The 16138-nt window shown below is 29.3% G+C and carries 19 protein-coding genes; 17 read left to right on the top strand and 2 right to left on the bottom strand.

Going from position 1 to position 16138, the window contains the following annotated elements:
* The first annotated feature begins 1 nt into the window (after position 1).
* Positions 2-190: a hypothetical protein gene (locus A9601_RS13250; protein ID WP_002805798.1), complete on the top strand. Its 189-nt coding sequence runs from the start codon at positions 2-4 to the stop codon at positions 188-190.
* 10 nt (positions 191-200) lie between these two features.
* Here A9601_RS13250 and A9601_RS13245 read toward each other — a convergent pair whose 3' ends face one another.
* Positions 201-812 (bottom strand): PCC domain-containing protein, encoded by a 612-nt coding sequence (locus A9601_RS13245; protein WP_011818305.1) that lies wholly within the window; start codon positions 810-812, stop codon positions 201-203.
* 183 nt (positions 813-995) lie between these two features.
* Between A9601_RS13245 and pgsA the strand changes: the two genes are divergently transcribed.
* Entirely contained in the window at positions 996-1535 is a 540-nt protein-coding gene (gene pgsA, locus A9601_RS13240) for a CDP-diacylglycerol--glycerol-3-phosphate 3-phosphatidyltransferase (protein ID WP_011818304.1), read from the top strand.
* Here the strand turns inward: pgsA and A9601_RS13235 are convergent.
* Positions 1509-2429 carry an NAD-dependent epimerase/dehydratase family protein gene (locus tag A9601_RS13235; RefSeq protein WP_011818303.1) on the bottom strand — a complete coding sequence of 307 codons (921 nt, stop codon included), beginning with the start codon at positions 2427-2429 and terminating at the stop codon, positions 1509-1511. The two genes, pgsA and A9601_RS13235, sit on opposite strands and share 27 nt — an antisense overlap.
* 92 nt (positions 2430-2521) lie before the next feature.
* Here A9601_RS13235 and hisA point away from each other — a divergent pair, with 92 nt between their 5' ends.
* From hisA to A9601_RS13160, 15 genes are all read left to right on the top strand, one after another.
* Complete coding sequence (hisA, locus tag A9601_RS13230) at positions 2522-3289, top strand: 1-(5-phosphoribosyl)-5-[(5-phosphoribosylamino)methylideneamino]imidazole-4-carboxamide isomerase (protein ID WP_011818302.1); 768 nt, start codon at positions 2522-2524, stop codon at positions 3287-3289.
* Positions 3290-3368: 79 nt separating this feature from the next.
* A complete protein-coding gene (locus A9601_RS13225; RefSeq protein WP_011818301.1) occupies positions 3369-4985 on the top strand; it encodes a DUF3685 domain-containing protein in 1617 nt (538 codons plus the stop codon).
* Between the two features lie 14 nt (positions 4986-4999).
* On the top strand, positions 5000-5548 hold the full coding sequence (locus A9601_RS13220; RefSeq protein WP_011818300.1) for a thylakoid membrane photosystem I accumulation factor: 549 nt from the start codon (positions 5000-5002) through the stop codon (positions 5546-5548).
* Positions 5549-5558: 10 nt separating this feature from the next.
* Positions 5559-6725, top strand: a complete 1167-nt coding sequence (locus A9601_RS13215; RefSeq protein WP_011818299.1) for a hypothetical protein — start codon at positions 5559-5561, stop codon at positions 6723-6725.
* Positions 6726-7781, top strand: coding sequence for a hypothetical protein (locus A9601_RS13210; protein ID WP_011818298.1), 1056 nt, complete (start codon positions 6726-6728; stop codon positions 7779-7781). It abuts the gene before it with no gap.
* Positions 7778-8239, top strand: coding sequence for a Holliday junction resolvase RuvX (ruvX, locus tag A9601_RS13205; RefSeq protein WP_011818297.1), 462 nt, complete (start codon positions 7778-7780; stop codon positions 8237-8239). Before A9601_RS13210 ends, ruvX begins: the two co-directional genes overlap by 4 nt.
* A gap of 26 nt (positions 8240-8265) precedes the next feature.
* The gene (locus tag A9601_RS13200) at positions 8266-8802 is read left to right on the top strand and encodes a DUF3727 domain-containing protein (protein WP_011818296.1); all 537 of its coding nucleotides are present in this window, start codon (positions 8266-8268) and stop codon (positions 8800-8802) included.
* A 5-nt stretch (positions 8803-8807) separates the two neighbouring features.
* Positions 8808-9302, top strand: a complete 495-nt coding sequence (locus tag A9601_RS13195) for a YqeG family HAD IIIA-type phosphatase (RefSeq protein ID WP_011818295.1) — start codon at positions 8808-8810, stop codon at positions 9300-9302.
* The gene (gene proB, locus A9601_RS13190; RefSeq protein ID WP_011818294.1) at positions 9299-10381 is read left to right on the top strand and encodes a glutamate 5-kinase; all 1083 of its coding nucleotides are present in this window, start codon (positions 9299-9301) and stop codon (positions 10379-10381) included. Before A9601_RS13195 ends, proB begins: the two co-directional genes overlap by 4 nt.
* A 19-nt stretch (positions 10382-10400) precedes the next feature.
* Complete coding sequence (gene lpxD, locus A9601_RS13185) at positions 10401-11435, top strand: UDP-3-O-(3-hydroxymyristoyl)glucosamine N-acyltransferase (protein ID WP_011818293.1); 1035 nt, start codon at positions 10401-10403, stop codon at positions 11433-11435.
* 28 nt (positions 11436-11463) lie between these two features.
* A complete protein-coding gene (gene leuB, locus A9601_RS13180; RefSeq protein WP_011818292.1) occupies positions 11464-12537 on the top strand; it encodes a 3-isopropylmalate dehydrogenase in 1074 nt (357 codons plus the stop codon).
* Positions 12538-12626: 89 nt separating this feature from the next.
* Positions 12627-13523: a phosphoribulokinase gene (locus A9601_RS13175; protein ID WP_011818291.1), complete on the top strand. Its 897-nt coding sequence runs from the start codon at positions 12627-12629 to the stop codon at positions 13521-13523.
* 139 nt (positions 13524-13662) lie between these two features.
* Positions 13663-14544 carry an acetyl-CoA carboxylase, carboxyltransferase subunit beta gene (gene accD / locus A9601_RS13170; protein ID WP_011818290.1) on the top strand — a complete coding sequence of 294 codons (882 nt, stop codon included), beginning with the start codon at positions 13663-13665 and terminating at the stop codon, positions 14542-14544.
* A gap of 1 nt (position 14545) precedes the next feature.
* Entirely contained in the window at positions 14546-14938 is a 393-nt protein-coding gene (locus A9601_RS13165; RefSeq protein ID WP_011818289.1) for a hypothetical protein, read from the top strand.
* Between the two features lie 2 nt (positions 14939-14940).
* Positions 14941-16038, top strand: coding sequence for a Gfo/Idh/MocA family protein (locus A9601_RS13160; protein ID WP_011818288.1), 1098 nt, complete (start codon positions 14941-14943; stop codon positions 16036-16038).
* Positions 16039-16138: the final 100 nt, after the last annotated feature.

The raw sequence follows: 16138 nt of genomic DNA, 5'->3' as shown, positions 1-16138 counted from the left end.
TATGAAAATAAATCCCAAAATTGACGCATTACAATTAATGCTTACTGATTTAAGAACTAGAAATGAGCCAATAAGACATAAAGCTGCATTTAAAGGCTGTCAACCAGAATTTCAAAGTCTTGTATCAAGATTAATAAAGCAGTTAGAGGACGAATTAGTTGCTGAAAAACTTACTAATCGTGATAGTTAAAAAATTTAGATTACTTAAATGAAATTAAGTTATCCAATTTTGCTTGTTCTGAAAGTTCATCATATCCTCCAAAAAATTTATTATCCAAAAATATTTGAGGGAAAGTATTATGGCTACTTTGAGCCATAATTTTTTGAAAGCTCTCATCATTGTCTATTAGAGTAACTTTATGAGGGATAGATAAAGAATTAAGTAACCTAATTGCTCTTTTAGACCAAGGACAATCCTTTAAAATATATGCTTTTACACGTGATTCATTAGTGATTAAATCATGATTTGAGATATTAATAATTTTCTGTTCAAAAGAAAGTAATAATATATCAGTACCTTTTTTTACAATACATCCCTCCTCAAGATGCCCGCCAAAAACATTACATCCCTCATCTGCAAAACTCAAATGTAAATGAACATCTCCTTTATTAAAATGCCCGTTTAAAGAAACTATCTCTAAATTTCCTTCAAATTTATTTATCTCTTGATTACCTGGGCATTGAATACAAACTGTTCTAAGATTACCAACCACTCCAGAAACATACCCGTATAAATTATTCGATAAAGAATATTCTTTAATTGAATTTATCAAATCAGATTCTGGAAATAGCTTTAGGCTATGAGGCTGCATTAGATATAAGGAATAATTTTGTAATATAAAACATCATCATTCATAAAGAGAAGTTGAGTTTATAATCTTTAGAATTCAGATATAAATTGAATTTTAGAATCTTGCATCAAAACCATTTAAGACTTTTACTAAAAATTTAAGCTTGTTGAGAGTGTAATATATTTTTTATATACAAAAACTAATTTGTTATTAAGAAAAAATCTTAGAAATTTGGCATTGAATATTCCCAATTTACTATCGATATCTCGCCTTTTCCTTGTATTTCCATTAATACTTTTTTTAGAAATTAACAGACCTTTTTATGTTTTTATATTGATTATTATTGGAGGTTTAACTGATTATTTTGACGGGTTAATTGCGAGAAAATTTAATCTTAAAACCAGATTAGGAGCTATCCTCGATCCCTTAAGCGATAAAGTATTCTATTTAATTCCTTTGACCTTTCTTTGTAAAAATAATTTTATACCCTTCTGGTCTTTTTCATTAATTTTATTTAGAGAATTAATTATCTCTGGCCTAAGGAGCTCTACAAAAGACGGTTTACCAGCATCTATATTAGGTAAATATAAAACATTTTTCTTTTTTATTTCAGTAATTACCTTCTTTACACCATTGAAAATTAGCTTATTGAATAATTTGGCTTTAATTTTTTATTGGTTAGGATTCATCCTGACTTTTATGACTTTATTAGGCTATTTAAGAATTAAAAAGAATATTATCTGAATTTTCATCAAACTCCTCACTCTTTTTATTATTAAAATCATTCACAAAACTATCCTTTAGACCATTAAGTAAATCAAAAGTTGGCGCCCACTCTAAATCACGTTTTATCTTAGAGATATCAGTCTGATAATGATTCAATCTAATTGGAAAACCTTTTCGAGACTTAGGATCTAATTTTTGATAATCAAATGTTCTTAAAGAAATCTCATTTTGTTTTAATCCAAGAACATTCGCACAGAAATAAATTAAACCCTTGATTGTTACTCCTTTTTCACCTGAACAATTGTAAATATTATTTTTGGAATTTTCAAAATTTATGCACCTAATCATTACATCAGTTAGATCCGAAACATGGCCTAGCTGAGTAATTAAAGAACCGTCACCAGGGATTGGTATAGATTTTTTAGTAAATAACCTTTCAAAAAACCAATTTTCAATTTTATTATAATTTCCTGGTCCATAAATATAAGTAGGTCTAAAACTTGTAAAAGGAATTTTTTGTTTTTTTAACCAATTTTCTGTCTCAAACTTTCCTTTGTGCCTACTATCTGGATCAATTGGATCAACTTCGGATAAGGGTAGTTCAGAATTATCTTTATAAACTCCTGCAGAGCTGACATATATATATCTTTGGAAAGAGTTATCTAAATTTTCTATAAGAAGTTTGGTTTGTTCTAACTCTCTTCCAGAAATATCATAAACAACATCATACTTTTTATTTCTTAGCTTGAGGATATCTACTGAATTATTTCTATCACCCTTAATTAAATTTGTTTTTTCAGGATTACTTTTATTACCTCTCGTGAAAATATCGATATCATAATTTTTACTTAATAACTTTCCAACCAAAGACTTGCCAACAAATCTAGTGCCACCCATTACAAGAATTTTCATATTCAAAAAATGTTTAACTGAAGTAGTAATCTTAAATAGAATTACATATTGAATAGTACTACTAATAAGTAATTAATGAAAAGGATGATTCTATGGACCTAATACCAGCAATTGATTTAATGAATGGTAAGTGTGTAAGGCTTTTTAAAGGCGACTTTAATAAAAGAAAAGACTTCGCCAAAGAGCCTCATGAGCAAGCTGAATTTTGGGAAAGAGAAGGAGCAAAATATATACATATAGTTGATTTGGATGCTGCAAAAACTGGATCCCCAACAAACGATAAATCTATAAAAAAGATTGCAAAAACAGTAAACATACCTATTCAAATAGGTGGGGGTATAAGGTCTCAAGAAAGGATAGAACAATTATTTTCTTATGGTGTTGAGAAAGTTATCATGGGAACCTCTGCAATAGAAAATAAAGAACTAGTTAAAGACTTATCAAATAAATTTCCTGGAAGGATAATTGTTGGGATAGATGCAAAAGATGGAAAAGTTAGTACAAGGGGGTGGCTTGAGCAATCTAATATTTTTGCCACAGATCTAGTAAAGGAGTTTTCTTCATTTAAAATTGCTAGTTTTATTGTTACGGATATAAATACAGATGGGACGTTGGAAGGGACAAATGAAGAATTCATAAAAAGCATACTTGAAATTACAGATATTCCAGTAATAGCCTCAGGAGGTGTTGGTTCAATTTCTGATTTATTATCCTTAGTAAAATTTGAAAACTCTGGCCTATTTGGAGTAATAGTAGGTAAAGCTCTATATGAAAATAAATTCACGATAAACGAAGCGAATAATGTATTGTCAGCAGAGAGATTAAATGACATTGATTTAAACACAAATTACTACGCTTAAAAGAGTATAAAAATTGATTTAAGGCTGGTGTTTGCAGTAATTGTTAGTTAATTTTGTATAAGAGATAAGAAATCTAGTCTTGGAATTAATTTCAAAAAAATCGATATTGATTATTGCTCCAAGCTTAATAGCAGAATCTTTATCGCTTAAGTTAACATCACTAGACCAAAATTTAGACATTAATTTTAGTAATGGAAAAGGTAATAAAACTCCAGATTTAGTTATATGGAATGTTCTTAATTTCCAATCAGAAGATCTTATAAGTTTAGAATTATTAAAATTAAGAGAAAGATATGATGAGTCAAAGTTTCTTATAATTCTTTCTGGCGAACTTGTTTATGAAGCAAATACCCCCACATCGTTAAATGCTGAAGGTTTTCTTTTAAATCCTAGTGCAGAAAAAGTTCTTGAATCTATTGAAACCATTTTAAATGGAGGAAGGGTATTTGATATTGAAAATAATTCCCGAGTTCAATTAAACAAAAATAAGCCTCTCAGTTTTAGTCAAAAAATTCTAACTTCAGGTCTTAAACAAATAGATTCTGAAATTAACTATATATTCAAATATGTCAACTCTGATTCAACACCAGAATTTTATAAATTCATTTTAAAAGGAAGATTAAGAGAACTTATTACTGCAAAATCTTTTCTAATTTTCTTATGGGGTAATTCACTAGAACTTTATACAGAGGCAGTTTACACTGAAAATAAAATAAATCTTGAAAATAAGAACACTGTTTTCATTAAAGATAAAAACACCGCAGAAATATGGAATTTGATTTTAGATAGACTAAAAGAAAGGTATAGCTCAACTAACTTACAGGTTGAATTTAATAATTCATCAATAATTCTCTCTGGAATAAAGAAAGAATTCATTTCGCGACTAATTTGCAAAATGTTAGATGAGTTAGATAATTTAGTCAAAAATATTAAGGAAAACTATAAGGAGAAAGATTTTAAAGATGATTTAAATTCTCTTATAAAAGAACTTAAAGTTAATACAATTTCAAATATCACAGACAGTTATTTTCGATTAAAAAAAGGTGGCGAATCTATTTCAATAAATGATTTTATTTATAGTGAGGTAAGTTGCGAAGAGATAGATAGAGAATCACACGAATCAATAATGTTTATTGAGCCAATTATTAAAAATGAAGCTCTTGACTATGATGGAAAATTACTCCCTCTATATGAAACAGAATCGTTTTTGATCCTTGAAAATATTATTTCAAACTGGACAATAAGGAACTGTAATTTATTAGCTTCTGAAATCTTTAATATTTGTTCTTCTTGGCCTGAATTAAGAACTGTACTTATAAATCCCGAATTACAATCGACAAGAAATTTTGAAAGATTTAGAAATAATATTAATAACTACAATCGCTGGCATGACTATATTTATATGCCTATCTACTTGTATGAGAGTAAAAGAGAATATATTGATATTATCGATAAAAAATTTACCCGTTACTTTAAAAATGAAAATAGAGAGAAAGAATTAGAGAATCTAGAATGGCTACAAAAACAAGTTACATTGTTAGTTGAGATAAGAGATGCCGTAGCACCACAGTTAGAAGTTGCTGTAAAATATATCGGTAATCTTTTCGTAACTTTCCTTACAAAGGTCGTTGGTAAAGCTATCGGTTTAGTGGGGAAAGGAATCCTTCAAGGATTAGGAAGATCAAGTTCAAAGTAAGTTATTAAACTTTAATGAAAATAATTCAATGGATCCTGATAGCATTAATTTTCTTAAGCCCATTTAAAGCAAATGCCTCTAGAGATACTGATAGTTACGATGGCAACATTTTCCCAATATACTCAGGTAATGGGGCTATAGTTCCTCCCCAGACAACTCTTCAGGAATCATTAAAAAATAAAAGAGTTTCAGTTTTATTTTTTTATCTTGACGACAGCTCGGATAGTAAAGCTATGGCTCCGATAATATCCGGTTTAGATTTGATATGGAGAAATAATATAGATATCATTGCTCTAACTACTGATGATTTACAGGATAAAGAAAAGTCTGATCTTAGAAATGAACCTAATTATTATTGGAACGGATTAATTCCACAAACCATTATTTTAAATAGTGATGGTGCAGTTAAATTTGATAAAAATGGAATGATTAATATCGATGAATTAAACAAAGTTATTGGAGAACTAAAGGGAATTGATATAGAAGAAACGACATTTTCTGTAGAAAGTTTTAATGAATACAACAGTATCATTTCTGAAAAAAAAAATAAAAACAAAAATTAATTAAAAAAAAATGATATTAATAAATATCTTCTTAGTTCTTTTAATTTTTTTAATTATTTCAGATTTATATATTAAAAACTCACCCAAATCAAAGTTAAATCTGGTACCTATAAATTACAAAATCAAAAAAAAGGATGGTTTAAACGAATTAATTATTGATTTAAAAATAACTAATAAAAGTAAAACTAAAGAGACGATGGTTTCTAATATAAATTTTGAGTTAGATTGTTTTAAAAGTAAAGGTAACGAATATTGCCAAAATTTTAATTATCAACAAGATATTTACATATATGAAAATAATAAAATTAAGAATTTAAATAATTACTGGCCAACAACAATTATCAAGTCAAATTCAGAATTATTTGTAAGAATCATATATAAATTTAGCAATGATAACTTTAGAAAAAAAATAAAATATCTATGGTTAAAAATATATTGGGAGAACTATGGACATTTTGGTATTTCAAATAATAAGGATTGTTTCTTAATTAATTTAGATGGTCAAAAACAAAGGCCGAAAGAGGTTTTTGAAATTCCAATAAATAATAAATATAAAGCACTTGCTATTAAAACTGATTTACTTGGTTGCTTTGATAACCCAGTAAATACTGTGATTAAATACTGCAAAGGAATTGTAGAAAAAAATGATATTTTAACTATCGGTGAGAGTCCGCTAGCGATTATGCAAAATAGATATATTTCCCCTCAAAATTTAGAATATAGTTTATTTTCGAAAGCTTTATGTTATTTTTTTCACCCTACAAGCAGTCTCGCAACAGCTTGCGGGATGCAATTATTAATAAATAAAATCGGAGTCACAAGAATAACCTTTGCACTATTTGTTGGATATCTCTTCAAATTAGTTGGGATTAAAGGTATGTTTTATAGGTTAACTGGTTCAGAATCATCCCTCATTGATGATATAAGCGGCACAGTTACACCTTACGACAAGAGTATAGTTATGGGTCCTCTCAATGCGGATTTATTTTGTAAGGAGGTCTCGAACTATCTAAAGATAGATGTTGCAGTTGTCGATGTTAATGATCTTGGAGGTGTGAAAGTCTTAGCAAGTTCAAATAAAAAAGTAAATAAAATACTTAAAAAAAACTTATTATCTAATCCAGCTGGCAATGGAGATGAAAAAACCCCTATAGTATTAATAAGAGAAAAAAAGTAAATGAAAAAAGATACCTCTTATTCTTTTCAATCTAAAAAAGGAATGGAAGTAACTTTTGAAGAACTCCATATACGGCACATTAATCTTTTAATAGATATTAAAAATAAGGAATTGAATAATTGGTTTTTAAAGATGGCAATTATCAATACCTTTGATGACTTAAAAATCTTCTTGAATAATCTTAAGAAAAATAAAAATAAATGCATAATTGCTATATATGGAAACGAAATTATTGGTTATTTAAATATTTTTCCTTTAAACAAAAAAGAGACTTGCTTAAAAATATCTAAACCCAAGTTGATTAAAAGCAAGTGTTCTTTAACCGATAAACAATTAACTTTAGGATTGATAAAAAAATCCATCTCAATAAAAGAAATCAAAACTTCAAGTTGGATAATTAATTCAGATATAAATAATGTTGACCTCATATCAAACGCAAGAGAATTAGGCTTTCAACCTTTAGGAGAGATAATCCTTTGGGATGGTTCTGATCTAAATAAACCTAAAAATCAAAATACCAATGCCTATACATTAATTAATGAATTCCAAAACATTAATAAACAAAATATATTAAAAATAGTTAATTTCATAAGATCAAATCAATCTCCTTTAATAAGAAATATTTTAGATTTTGATCAAGACGACATTCTTAAAAGAAATAACTCTAAGAGTGGTACCTTAATATATGAAAATTCAGTTTTATGTACAATTTTAAAAGATATTAATTATCAAAATGAAGAAATTTATACTTTAACTATTAGTAGATATTGGGATAACAGATTCAATTCTATTTTAAAAGAATTTATAAAAAGATTTTTTGAAAAATCACCTGTTTCATATTTAAAAACCTATAAAGAAAATTCTCAATTAAATGTTTTTCTTGAAGAGTGTAATATCAAAGAAAAAAATCAAGAAATAATTCTTATTAGGAACACAATAATTAAGAATGAAGCCAAACAAGTAAATATAATAAATCAATCTTTGGAATCAATCTTTGAAAAATTAAGCCCACAAGGTAATCCATATCCATCTCCTTTTCCATTAAAAACAAAGTGAAATTTTGCAAACCCAAGCCCAAGTCAATTTTGAGTTTGGATATAGGCACCAAAAGAATAGGATTAGCTTATTGTGATCCCCTTTGCATAACATCAAATATACTTCCAGCAGTAAAACGATTTGAAAATAATCAAGAGATTAAAATCATTAGAAATTATATAAATGAATTTAATTTGACTGGTTTTATTGTGGGTATTCCGCTAGATGAGAAAGGTAAAATGACCACTCAAGCTATTGACTGTAAAAATTACGGTCAATTACTTTCAAATGAATTAAAGCTTCCATTTTCTTATGTCAACGAACATAGTTCAACTTGGGAATCTTCAGAAAGATTTGGAATAAAAAAAGATAAATCTGGATTGATTGATAGTTTTTCAGCAAAAATAATACTTGAACAATGGATCGAAGAAGGTCCTGAATTAGAAGAAATAGCTGGTAAACGTCAGATAAAATATTAGTATTAAAAAGGATAGATAATTTTTAAATGAAAGAAGCCAATTCAAATGATAATTATGATGCACAGACTCTTTTATTAAATGACTCAAATGGAAACGAGCTATTCTGTTATCTTGAACAATTAGTAAGTGTTGAAGGCCAAGAATATGCTTTATTAACGCCAGTTGATACACCAGTAAGTCTTTTTAAGATAAATGAAAAAGATGAACCTGAACTAATTGAGAAAATAGATAAAAATGAACAAATACTAAAAAATGCTGAAGCAGTCCTTCAAGAACATGATTTAAGACTTATCAGATCAGCGGTTACATTAACAGTTTCAGGAGAACTTGAAGAACCAATTTACGATGAATTAGAAGAAGATTACGTCGATGATGATAGTGAGAGTTATGAATTGCTAGTTAACTTTAATCTTTTTGACCAAGAATATGGCTTATATATACCACTAGATCCTTTTTTTATTGTTGGTAAATTAAAAGACAAAGGTGCCTTATTAGTTGAAGATGATGAGTTCGATAAAATTCAACCTTTGATTGAAACTGAGCTTGAAAAAAGTAGTTCTTAAAATAAATGAGATCTATCCTAAATATCAATTGGGATTCAAACTTACCAATATATAATATTTCTCAATCTGAGTTGCAAAAAAAAGGAATTAATTCTTTATTGCTAGACGTTGATGGGACTCTAGTAAATAGAAAATCAAATATGATCCCAAAAGCTGTAAAAAATTGGATCATAGAATCTAAAAAACTTTTCTCCTTATATCTAATAAGTAATAATCCATCAAAAAAAAGAATCGAAAAAATAGCGAAAGAATTAAATTTAAGTTATAAATACAATGCATCAAAACCCAGAAAAAAAGTAACTTTGTCTGCTATCAAAGAAATTGGCAGAGAGCCAAAAAATATAGCCATTATTGGCGACAGAATTTTTACAGATATTATTGTTGGGAATAGATGTGATATAAAAACAATATTAGTTAAGAGATTAAATAGAGATGGCCTGCCTATAAAATTTAATTTAACTTTGACAATAGAAAAATTAATTTCTCATTTTATAAAATGAAAACTTGGGTTATAAAAATTGGTACTAGTATTTTAAGAGGAACAGAGGAAACATCTACAGAAGAAGTTATTGAAAACCTTTCTAGATCCTTTACAAGTTTTCTTTCAAAAGGAAACAAGTTAATTTTAGTAACTAGTGGAGCCGTTGGATTAGGTTGCCAAAAGTTAAATATTAAAACAAGACCAAATGATTTAAGTACCCTTCAAGCTACTGCTGCAGTAGGTCAAGTTAATTTAATGTCCTTATACGATAAAGTATTTAATAGATTAGGTCTTAATATTGCTCAAATTTTAATAACTAAAGCTGATTTCAATTCACGAGAATCCTTTAATAACGCTTCTAAAACTTTAAAAAGATTAATCGATTTGAATGTTATTCCAATAGTAAATGAAAATGATACCGTAGCAAATGAAGAGCTTAAATATGGAGATAATGATACCCTCTCTGCTTTAGTTGCCTTGGCTATAAATGCTAACAAGCTTATTTTATTAACCGATATTGAAAATCTATACTCAAAAGATCCACGTAATAATAAAGATGCGCAACCTATCAAAGAAGTTCATAATAGTGAATTAAAGGAAATTAAAGATAAAAATATTCAAAACTCAAATAATGAATGGGGAACAGGAGGAATTTCTACAAAATTAATTTCTGCAGAAATAGCAACAAAAGGAGGAGTCGAAGTCCAACTAGTTGATGGAACTAATAAAAAAAACTTAATTGAAATATTTAATGATAATAAAATTGGAACTTTATTTTATCCAGTAGAAAAACCTATTGGAAACAAAAAAAGTTGGCTTTCACACGCAATTCAAACAGTAGGGAAAATTACTTTAGATGATGGCGCTTCTTTTGCAATTAAAAAAAAAGGTGCCTCACTTTTAGCGGTTGGTGTTAAGAATGTAGAAGGAAACTTTACGATTAATCAGGCAGTTAAAATCGTAAATACAAATGATAAAGAAGTTGCAAAAGGTTTAGTATCAATAAGTAGCGACAAATTAAGAAGTATCTTAAATAATAAAGAAAATAACAACTCCTCGATAATTGTCGTTCATAGAGATGTTCTTGCTCTCTCTTAGAAAAAATTAAAACTGAAAAATGCTTTTAAGTGATTTAGTTGATCTAATAAAAAAAGGAAATTCAAATTTTATTAGTGCCAATATTTTCGAAGATTTAAATATAGATGATGCTGCCTCATTAGATGCTGCAGTTAAACATCAAATATCTTTTTTAGAGGAAAATAATATCCTTAAAGAAAAATTAGATCAAACTAAAGCATCAGCAATAATAACTACTAACAACGATGAAATCGTTAGTGCTCTAAAAAAACTCAATATATCTAGCATAATCGTTAAAAATCCAAGAATTGCATTTGCAGAAGTATTGGATTATTTATATAAAACTATCAATTTCAAACCAGGAATTCATGCTTCAGCAGTTATAGATAAAACAGCAATAATTGGAGCAGATTGCCATATTGGACCTAATGTCTATATTGGAGAAAATACCGTAATTGGAGACAATAATCATATTCTTCCTGGATCATCAATTTTAGGCAATGTTCAAATAGGAAATAATAATATAATTCATCCAAATTGTGTTATTTACGAAAATACCACTCTAAAAAATAATTGTGTAATTAATTCAAATTCTGTTATTGGATCAGAGGGATTTGGTTATATTCCTGAAAATGGCAAATGGGTAAAGATGCCGCAAAAAGGTGGTGTAAAAATAATGAGTTTTGTAGAAATTGGAACTAATTGTTGTATTGATAGACCTGCAGTTGGATTTACTTTTATTGATGAGGGAACAAAGTTGGATAATTTAATACAAATAGGTCATGGCGTAAAAATTGGAAAGAATTGTGCATTTGCAGCTCAAGTTGGTATCGCTGGAGGCGCAAATATTGGAGATGGTGTTATTTTGGCAGGGCAAGTAGGAGTCAATAATAGAGTAAAAGTTGGTAATAATGTCATTGCGAGTTCAAAATGCGGAATCCATTGTGACATTGAAGATGGCAAGGTAATAAGTGGTTTCCCCGCTATGGAAAATAAATCATGGCTAAGGAGTTCAAGTATTTTTAAAAAATTACCAGAATTAGCAAAAAAACTTAGACAATTAGACAAGCAATAATTTATTGTTCTATTAAATAAAAATTTAAATGAAAAATTATAAGATTGTTTTATTGTCAGGAGACGGAATTGGACCAGAGATTTCAGAAGTTTCAAAAAAAGTTTTAAAAAAGCTTTCAAAAAATCATAATTTCGATATTGAGATTATTGAAAAATTATTTGGAGGGATAGCATATGAAAAATATGGTACTCCTGCTCCAGATGAGACACTAGATCAATGCAAAAAAAGTGATGCAGTACTTTTAGCATGTGTTGGAGATATAAAATATGATTCTCTTGCAAGAGAATTAAGGCCAGAAAGTGGGTTACTAAAGTTAAGATCTGCTCTAAACCTTTTTGCAAATATCAGGCCTGTCAAAATAAGAAAATCTCTCTTGGAAGCAAGTACATTAAAAAAAGAAATCGTTGAGAATGTAGATCTTATTGTTGTAAGAGAATTAATAGGGGGAATTTATTTTGGAAAACCAAGAGGACATATAACAAATACAAAAATCCCAAAAGCTTTCAATACAATGGTTTATGATTTGACCGAAATAGAAAGAATAACTGAAATAGCAATAAAAATTGCTAACCAAAGAAATAAAAAAATATGTTCTGTTGATAAATCAAACGTTCTTGAGGTTAGTCAATTATGGAGAGATACAGTTTTAAATATCACCTCAAAAGATAAAAATATATCCCTAAGCAATATGTACGTTGATAATGCAGCAATGCAATTAGTTAGAGATCCTGGTCAATTTGATGTGATTTTAACTAGTAATTTATTTGGAGATATTTTAAGCGATTTAGCAGCAATGTTAACTGGTTCTATTGGTATGCTTCCATCTGCTTCTTTAAACAATAATGGCCCAGGCGTTTTTGAACCTGTTCATGGTTCGGCTCCTGATATAGCTGGTAAAAACATAGCTAATCCTATTGCAATGCTTTTATCTGCTTCCATGATGTTAAAAATTGGATTAAATGAAGAAGAAGCTGCAGAAAATTTAGAAACTGCCATTGATAAAGTTTTATCAAAAGGATTTAGAACAGCAGATTTAGCTGATGGGTCTACTGAAGTTTTATCTTGCAGTGAAATCGGAGATAAAATAATGTATGAAATTTAAAAAAAAATTAATAAATAAAAAAATATTTTTAAGTAAAACATAAAGTTGGCATATGACCTGTCAGAATCATTAGATATTGTTTTTAAAAAATGTCAAAACGTCATCCAGTAGTCGCTGTAACAGGATCTTCAGGAGCAGGAACAAGTACAGTAAAAAGAGCCTTTGAGCATATTTTTGCCAGAGAAGATATTGTTCCAGCAGTTGTAGAAGGTGATAGTTACCACAGATTTGAAAGAATGCCTATGAAAAAAGCTATGGCAGAAGCTCTTTCAAAAGGTGAAAATTTCTCTCATTTTGGTCCAGAGGCTAATCTTTTTGACAAGTTAGAAGAACTTTTTAAAATCTATGGTGAAACTGGAGGAGGAAAGAAAAGATATTATCTACATAGTCTTGAAGAAGCAGAAGAACATAATACAAGACTTGGGACATCCCTAGAACCTGGGCAATTTACTCCATGGGAAGATATTCCTGAGGGAACAGATGTACTTTTTTATGAAGGTTTGCATGGCGGGGTAGAAGGTGATGGATACAATGTTGCCTCTTATGCGGATTTACTTGTTGGCGTTGTTCCGATAACAAATTTAGAGTGGATTCAAAAAATCCATAGAGATAACGCAGAAAGAGGTTACTCAGCGGAAACCATTGTGGATACAATATTGAGAAGAATGCCTGATTATATAAATCATATATGCCCACAATTCAGCAAAACCGATATTAATTTCCAAAGAATTCCCACAATTGACACTTCTAATCCTTTCATATGCAGGAATATCCCAACTCCTGATGAGAGCTTTGTGATCATACATTTCAGAAAAGGGGCAAGAGAGAAATGGGGGATTGATTTTCAATACTTGCTTGGAATGATTAATGATTCATTTATGTCAAGTCCAACAAGTATCGTTGTAAATGGAGGAAAAATGGGATTCGCAATGGAACTAATTCTCACTCCAATAATTCATAAAATGATTGAGGAGAAAAATAAATAATAATTAATTTTCGATTAACAACTCAAATCATTATTTTTTAACTTTGAGAAGTTTTTAATCTAGAGGATCTCAAATTTTTATATATCTTTCTTGATAAAAGTACCTTACTTAGATTTAAATAGAAAAAACAGGAAAAGTTGTGTCATTAATCGACTGGTTTGCCGCAAGGCGTAAAGATCAATTTGTTGGGAAAGTTTCCCAAGATACTGACGAAGGAGATGGTTTGTGGGTTAAATGTTCAGAGTGTTCGCAAGTAGCCTACAGAAAAGACCTAATTTCAAATTTCAATGTTTGTAATAATTGTGGACACCACAATAGGATTAATAGCGATGAAAGGATAAATATAATTGCTGATAAAAATTCATTCAAAGAATTTGATAGTTTACTAAGTCCTACAGATCCTTTGGGTTTTAAAGATAGAAGAGCGTATGCTGATCGAATTAAAGAAAGTCAAGCAGGTACAGGTTTAAGAGATGGAGTCGTAACAGGTATCTGTTCTGTGAATTCAATGCCTTTAGCATTAGCTGTTATGGATTTTAGATTTATGGGAGGATCCATGGGTTCAGTAGTTGGTGAAAAAATTACAAGGATAATTGAGAGAGCAACTTTGGAAAATTTTCCAATTCTTATTGTTTGCGCATCAGGAGGAGCAAGGATGCAAGAAGGCATGTTAAGTCTCATGCAAATGGCAAAAATATCTGGAGCACTAAAAAAACATAAAGAGAAAAATCTCTTATATATGCCCTTGTTAACTCATCCAACTACTGGAGGGGTAACAGCCAGCTTTGCGATGTTAGGTGATTTAATTTTGGCGGAACCTAAAGCACTTATTGGATTTGCTGGAAGAAGGGTTATAGAACAAACATTAAGAGAAAAATTACCCGATAATTTTCAAACAGCTGAATATCTGCTTGAGCATGGTTTTGTTGATGTAATAGTGAAAAGGAAAGATCTCAAGGATACTCTGACTAAAATTTTAAAAATTCATGGTGTAAAAGAACTTGCAGAAGCAAATACATAAAATGAGAAAAATTTCTAATTTATTTTATTTTTCTTTAAGCTTTCTACTCTTTATTTTAAACTTTGCCTCCTATTCTTATGCGATAGGAAATGTTGATTGGGTTCTCCTTAAAGAGAATTATGTTGGGAAAGAATGGCTTGATCAAGGGAGTATTAAGTCGCTCCCAAATGGTGAAATAAGTGTATTAACAAAGTTCTTTAAGAATCCAACTAATTCAGATGATGATGGAGAGTTATCACTTTATGTAATGAGAATTAATTGCAATGAAAAAAAATTCAAAGATACATCAATAAATGGAATTCCTCAATTCAATTCAAAATGGCAAACTTCTAATAATGATGAACTTATAGATGTTGTTATTGAAAACAGCTGTTCAGAGTTTATTAATAAATAAGAATGAATACTAAAAATAAAAAATTAAAAATAGCAATCGCTGGACTAGGGTTTGGGAAAAAAGTTCATTTAGAGGCATTAAAAGAGTCTGATCACTTAACTCCTGTAGCAATTTATCATTACGATAAAAAGCAAAAATCGATATTAGAAAAAGAAACGGGCTTAGATTTTTTTCATAATTGGGAAGACTTAGTTAAATCTCCAAAAATTGATGGAATTATTATTGCCACTCCTCCTGAATCAAGATTTAAGTTAGCAAAACAAGCTCTTGAGAATAATAAAAATCTGCTCCTAGAAAAACCCGTTTCAATATCCTCCTCAGAAATTGAAGAGCTTCAGAGAATATCTTTGATTAATAATTTAAGCGTATGTGTTGATTTTGAATATAGAGCAGTACCTCTTTTCCTTCAGACAAAAAAACTTATTGATGAAAATATCTTAGGAGATATATATTTAGTCAAATTAGATTGGTTAATGGGCAGTAGATCCGACCCCAAAAGATTCTGGAATTGGTATTCATTGGAAGAAAAAGGTGGAGGAGTTATTGGTGCTTTAGGTACTCATGCATTCGATATGTTGAATTGGTTTTTTGGAGAAGCAATAAACGTATCTGGCAAGTTAGCAACATCAATAAAAAAAAGACCTTTACCTAATTCATCTGATTTAAATGCTGTTACGAGTGAGGATGTATGTTTAGCCAATATAGAAATAACAAACTACAGCTCGAATCTTATTCCATGTCAGGTATCTTTATCATCAATTTCTAAAAATGGTAGAGGATTTTGTTTAGAAATATATGGAAGCGAAGGTTCACTAATTCTTAAAAGCGAAAACCAAAAAGATTATGTACATGGTTTTAATTTGAAATATTCAAACAACGAAAATAAAATACAAAATCTAACTGCAGATTCAAGTTTTAATTTTGAAAAAACATGGACTGATGGGAGAATAGCTCCAGTTTTGAGAATTCAAAATTTATGGGCTCAGAGTATAATTAACGGAACACCTGTAATCCCAGGCTTATGCGAGGGACTTGCTAGTCATAAAGTTTGCGAAGCCATAAGAGAATCTTCCAAAAGTGGATTAAGTATCAAAATTTAAGGCTATACATTTATAAGTAGCAATTATCACCCCATAAAGTATTGAATTGATTTTATTTTTTTTTCATATTCTGGAAAAATCAATTGAACTGAATTATTAA

Source organism: Prochlorococcus marinus str. AS9601 (genome assembly GCF_000015645.1).
Lineage (GTDB): Bacteria > Cyanobacteriota > Cyanobacteriia > PCC-6307 > Cyanobiaceae > Prochlorococcus_A > Prochlorococcus_A marinus_O.
The sequence above is the reverse complement of the archived record's forward strand: the minus strand, read 5'-3'. Positions and strand labels throughout refer to the sequence as shown.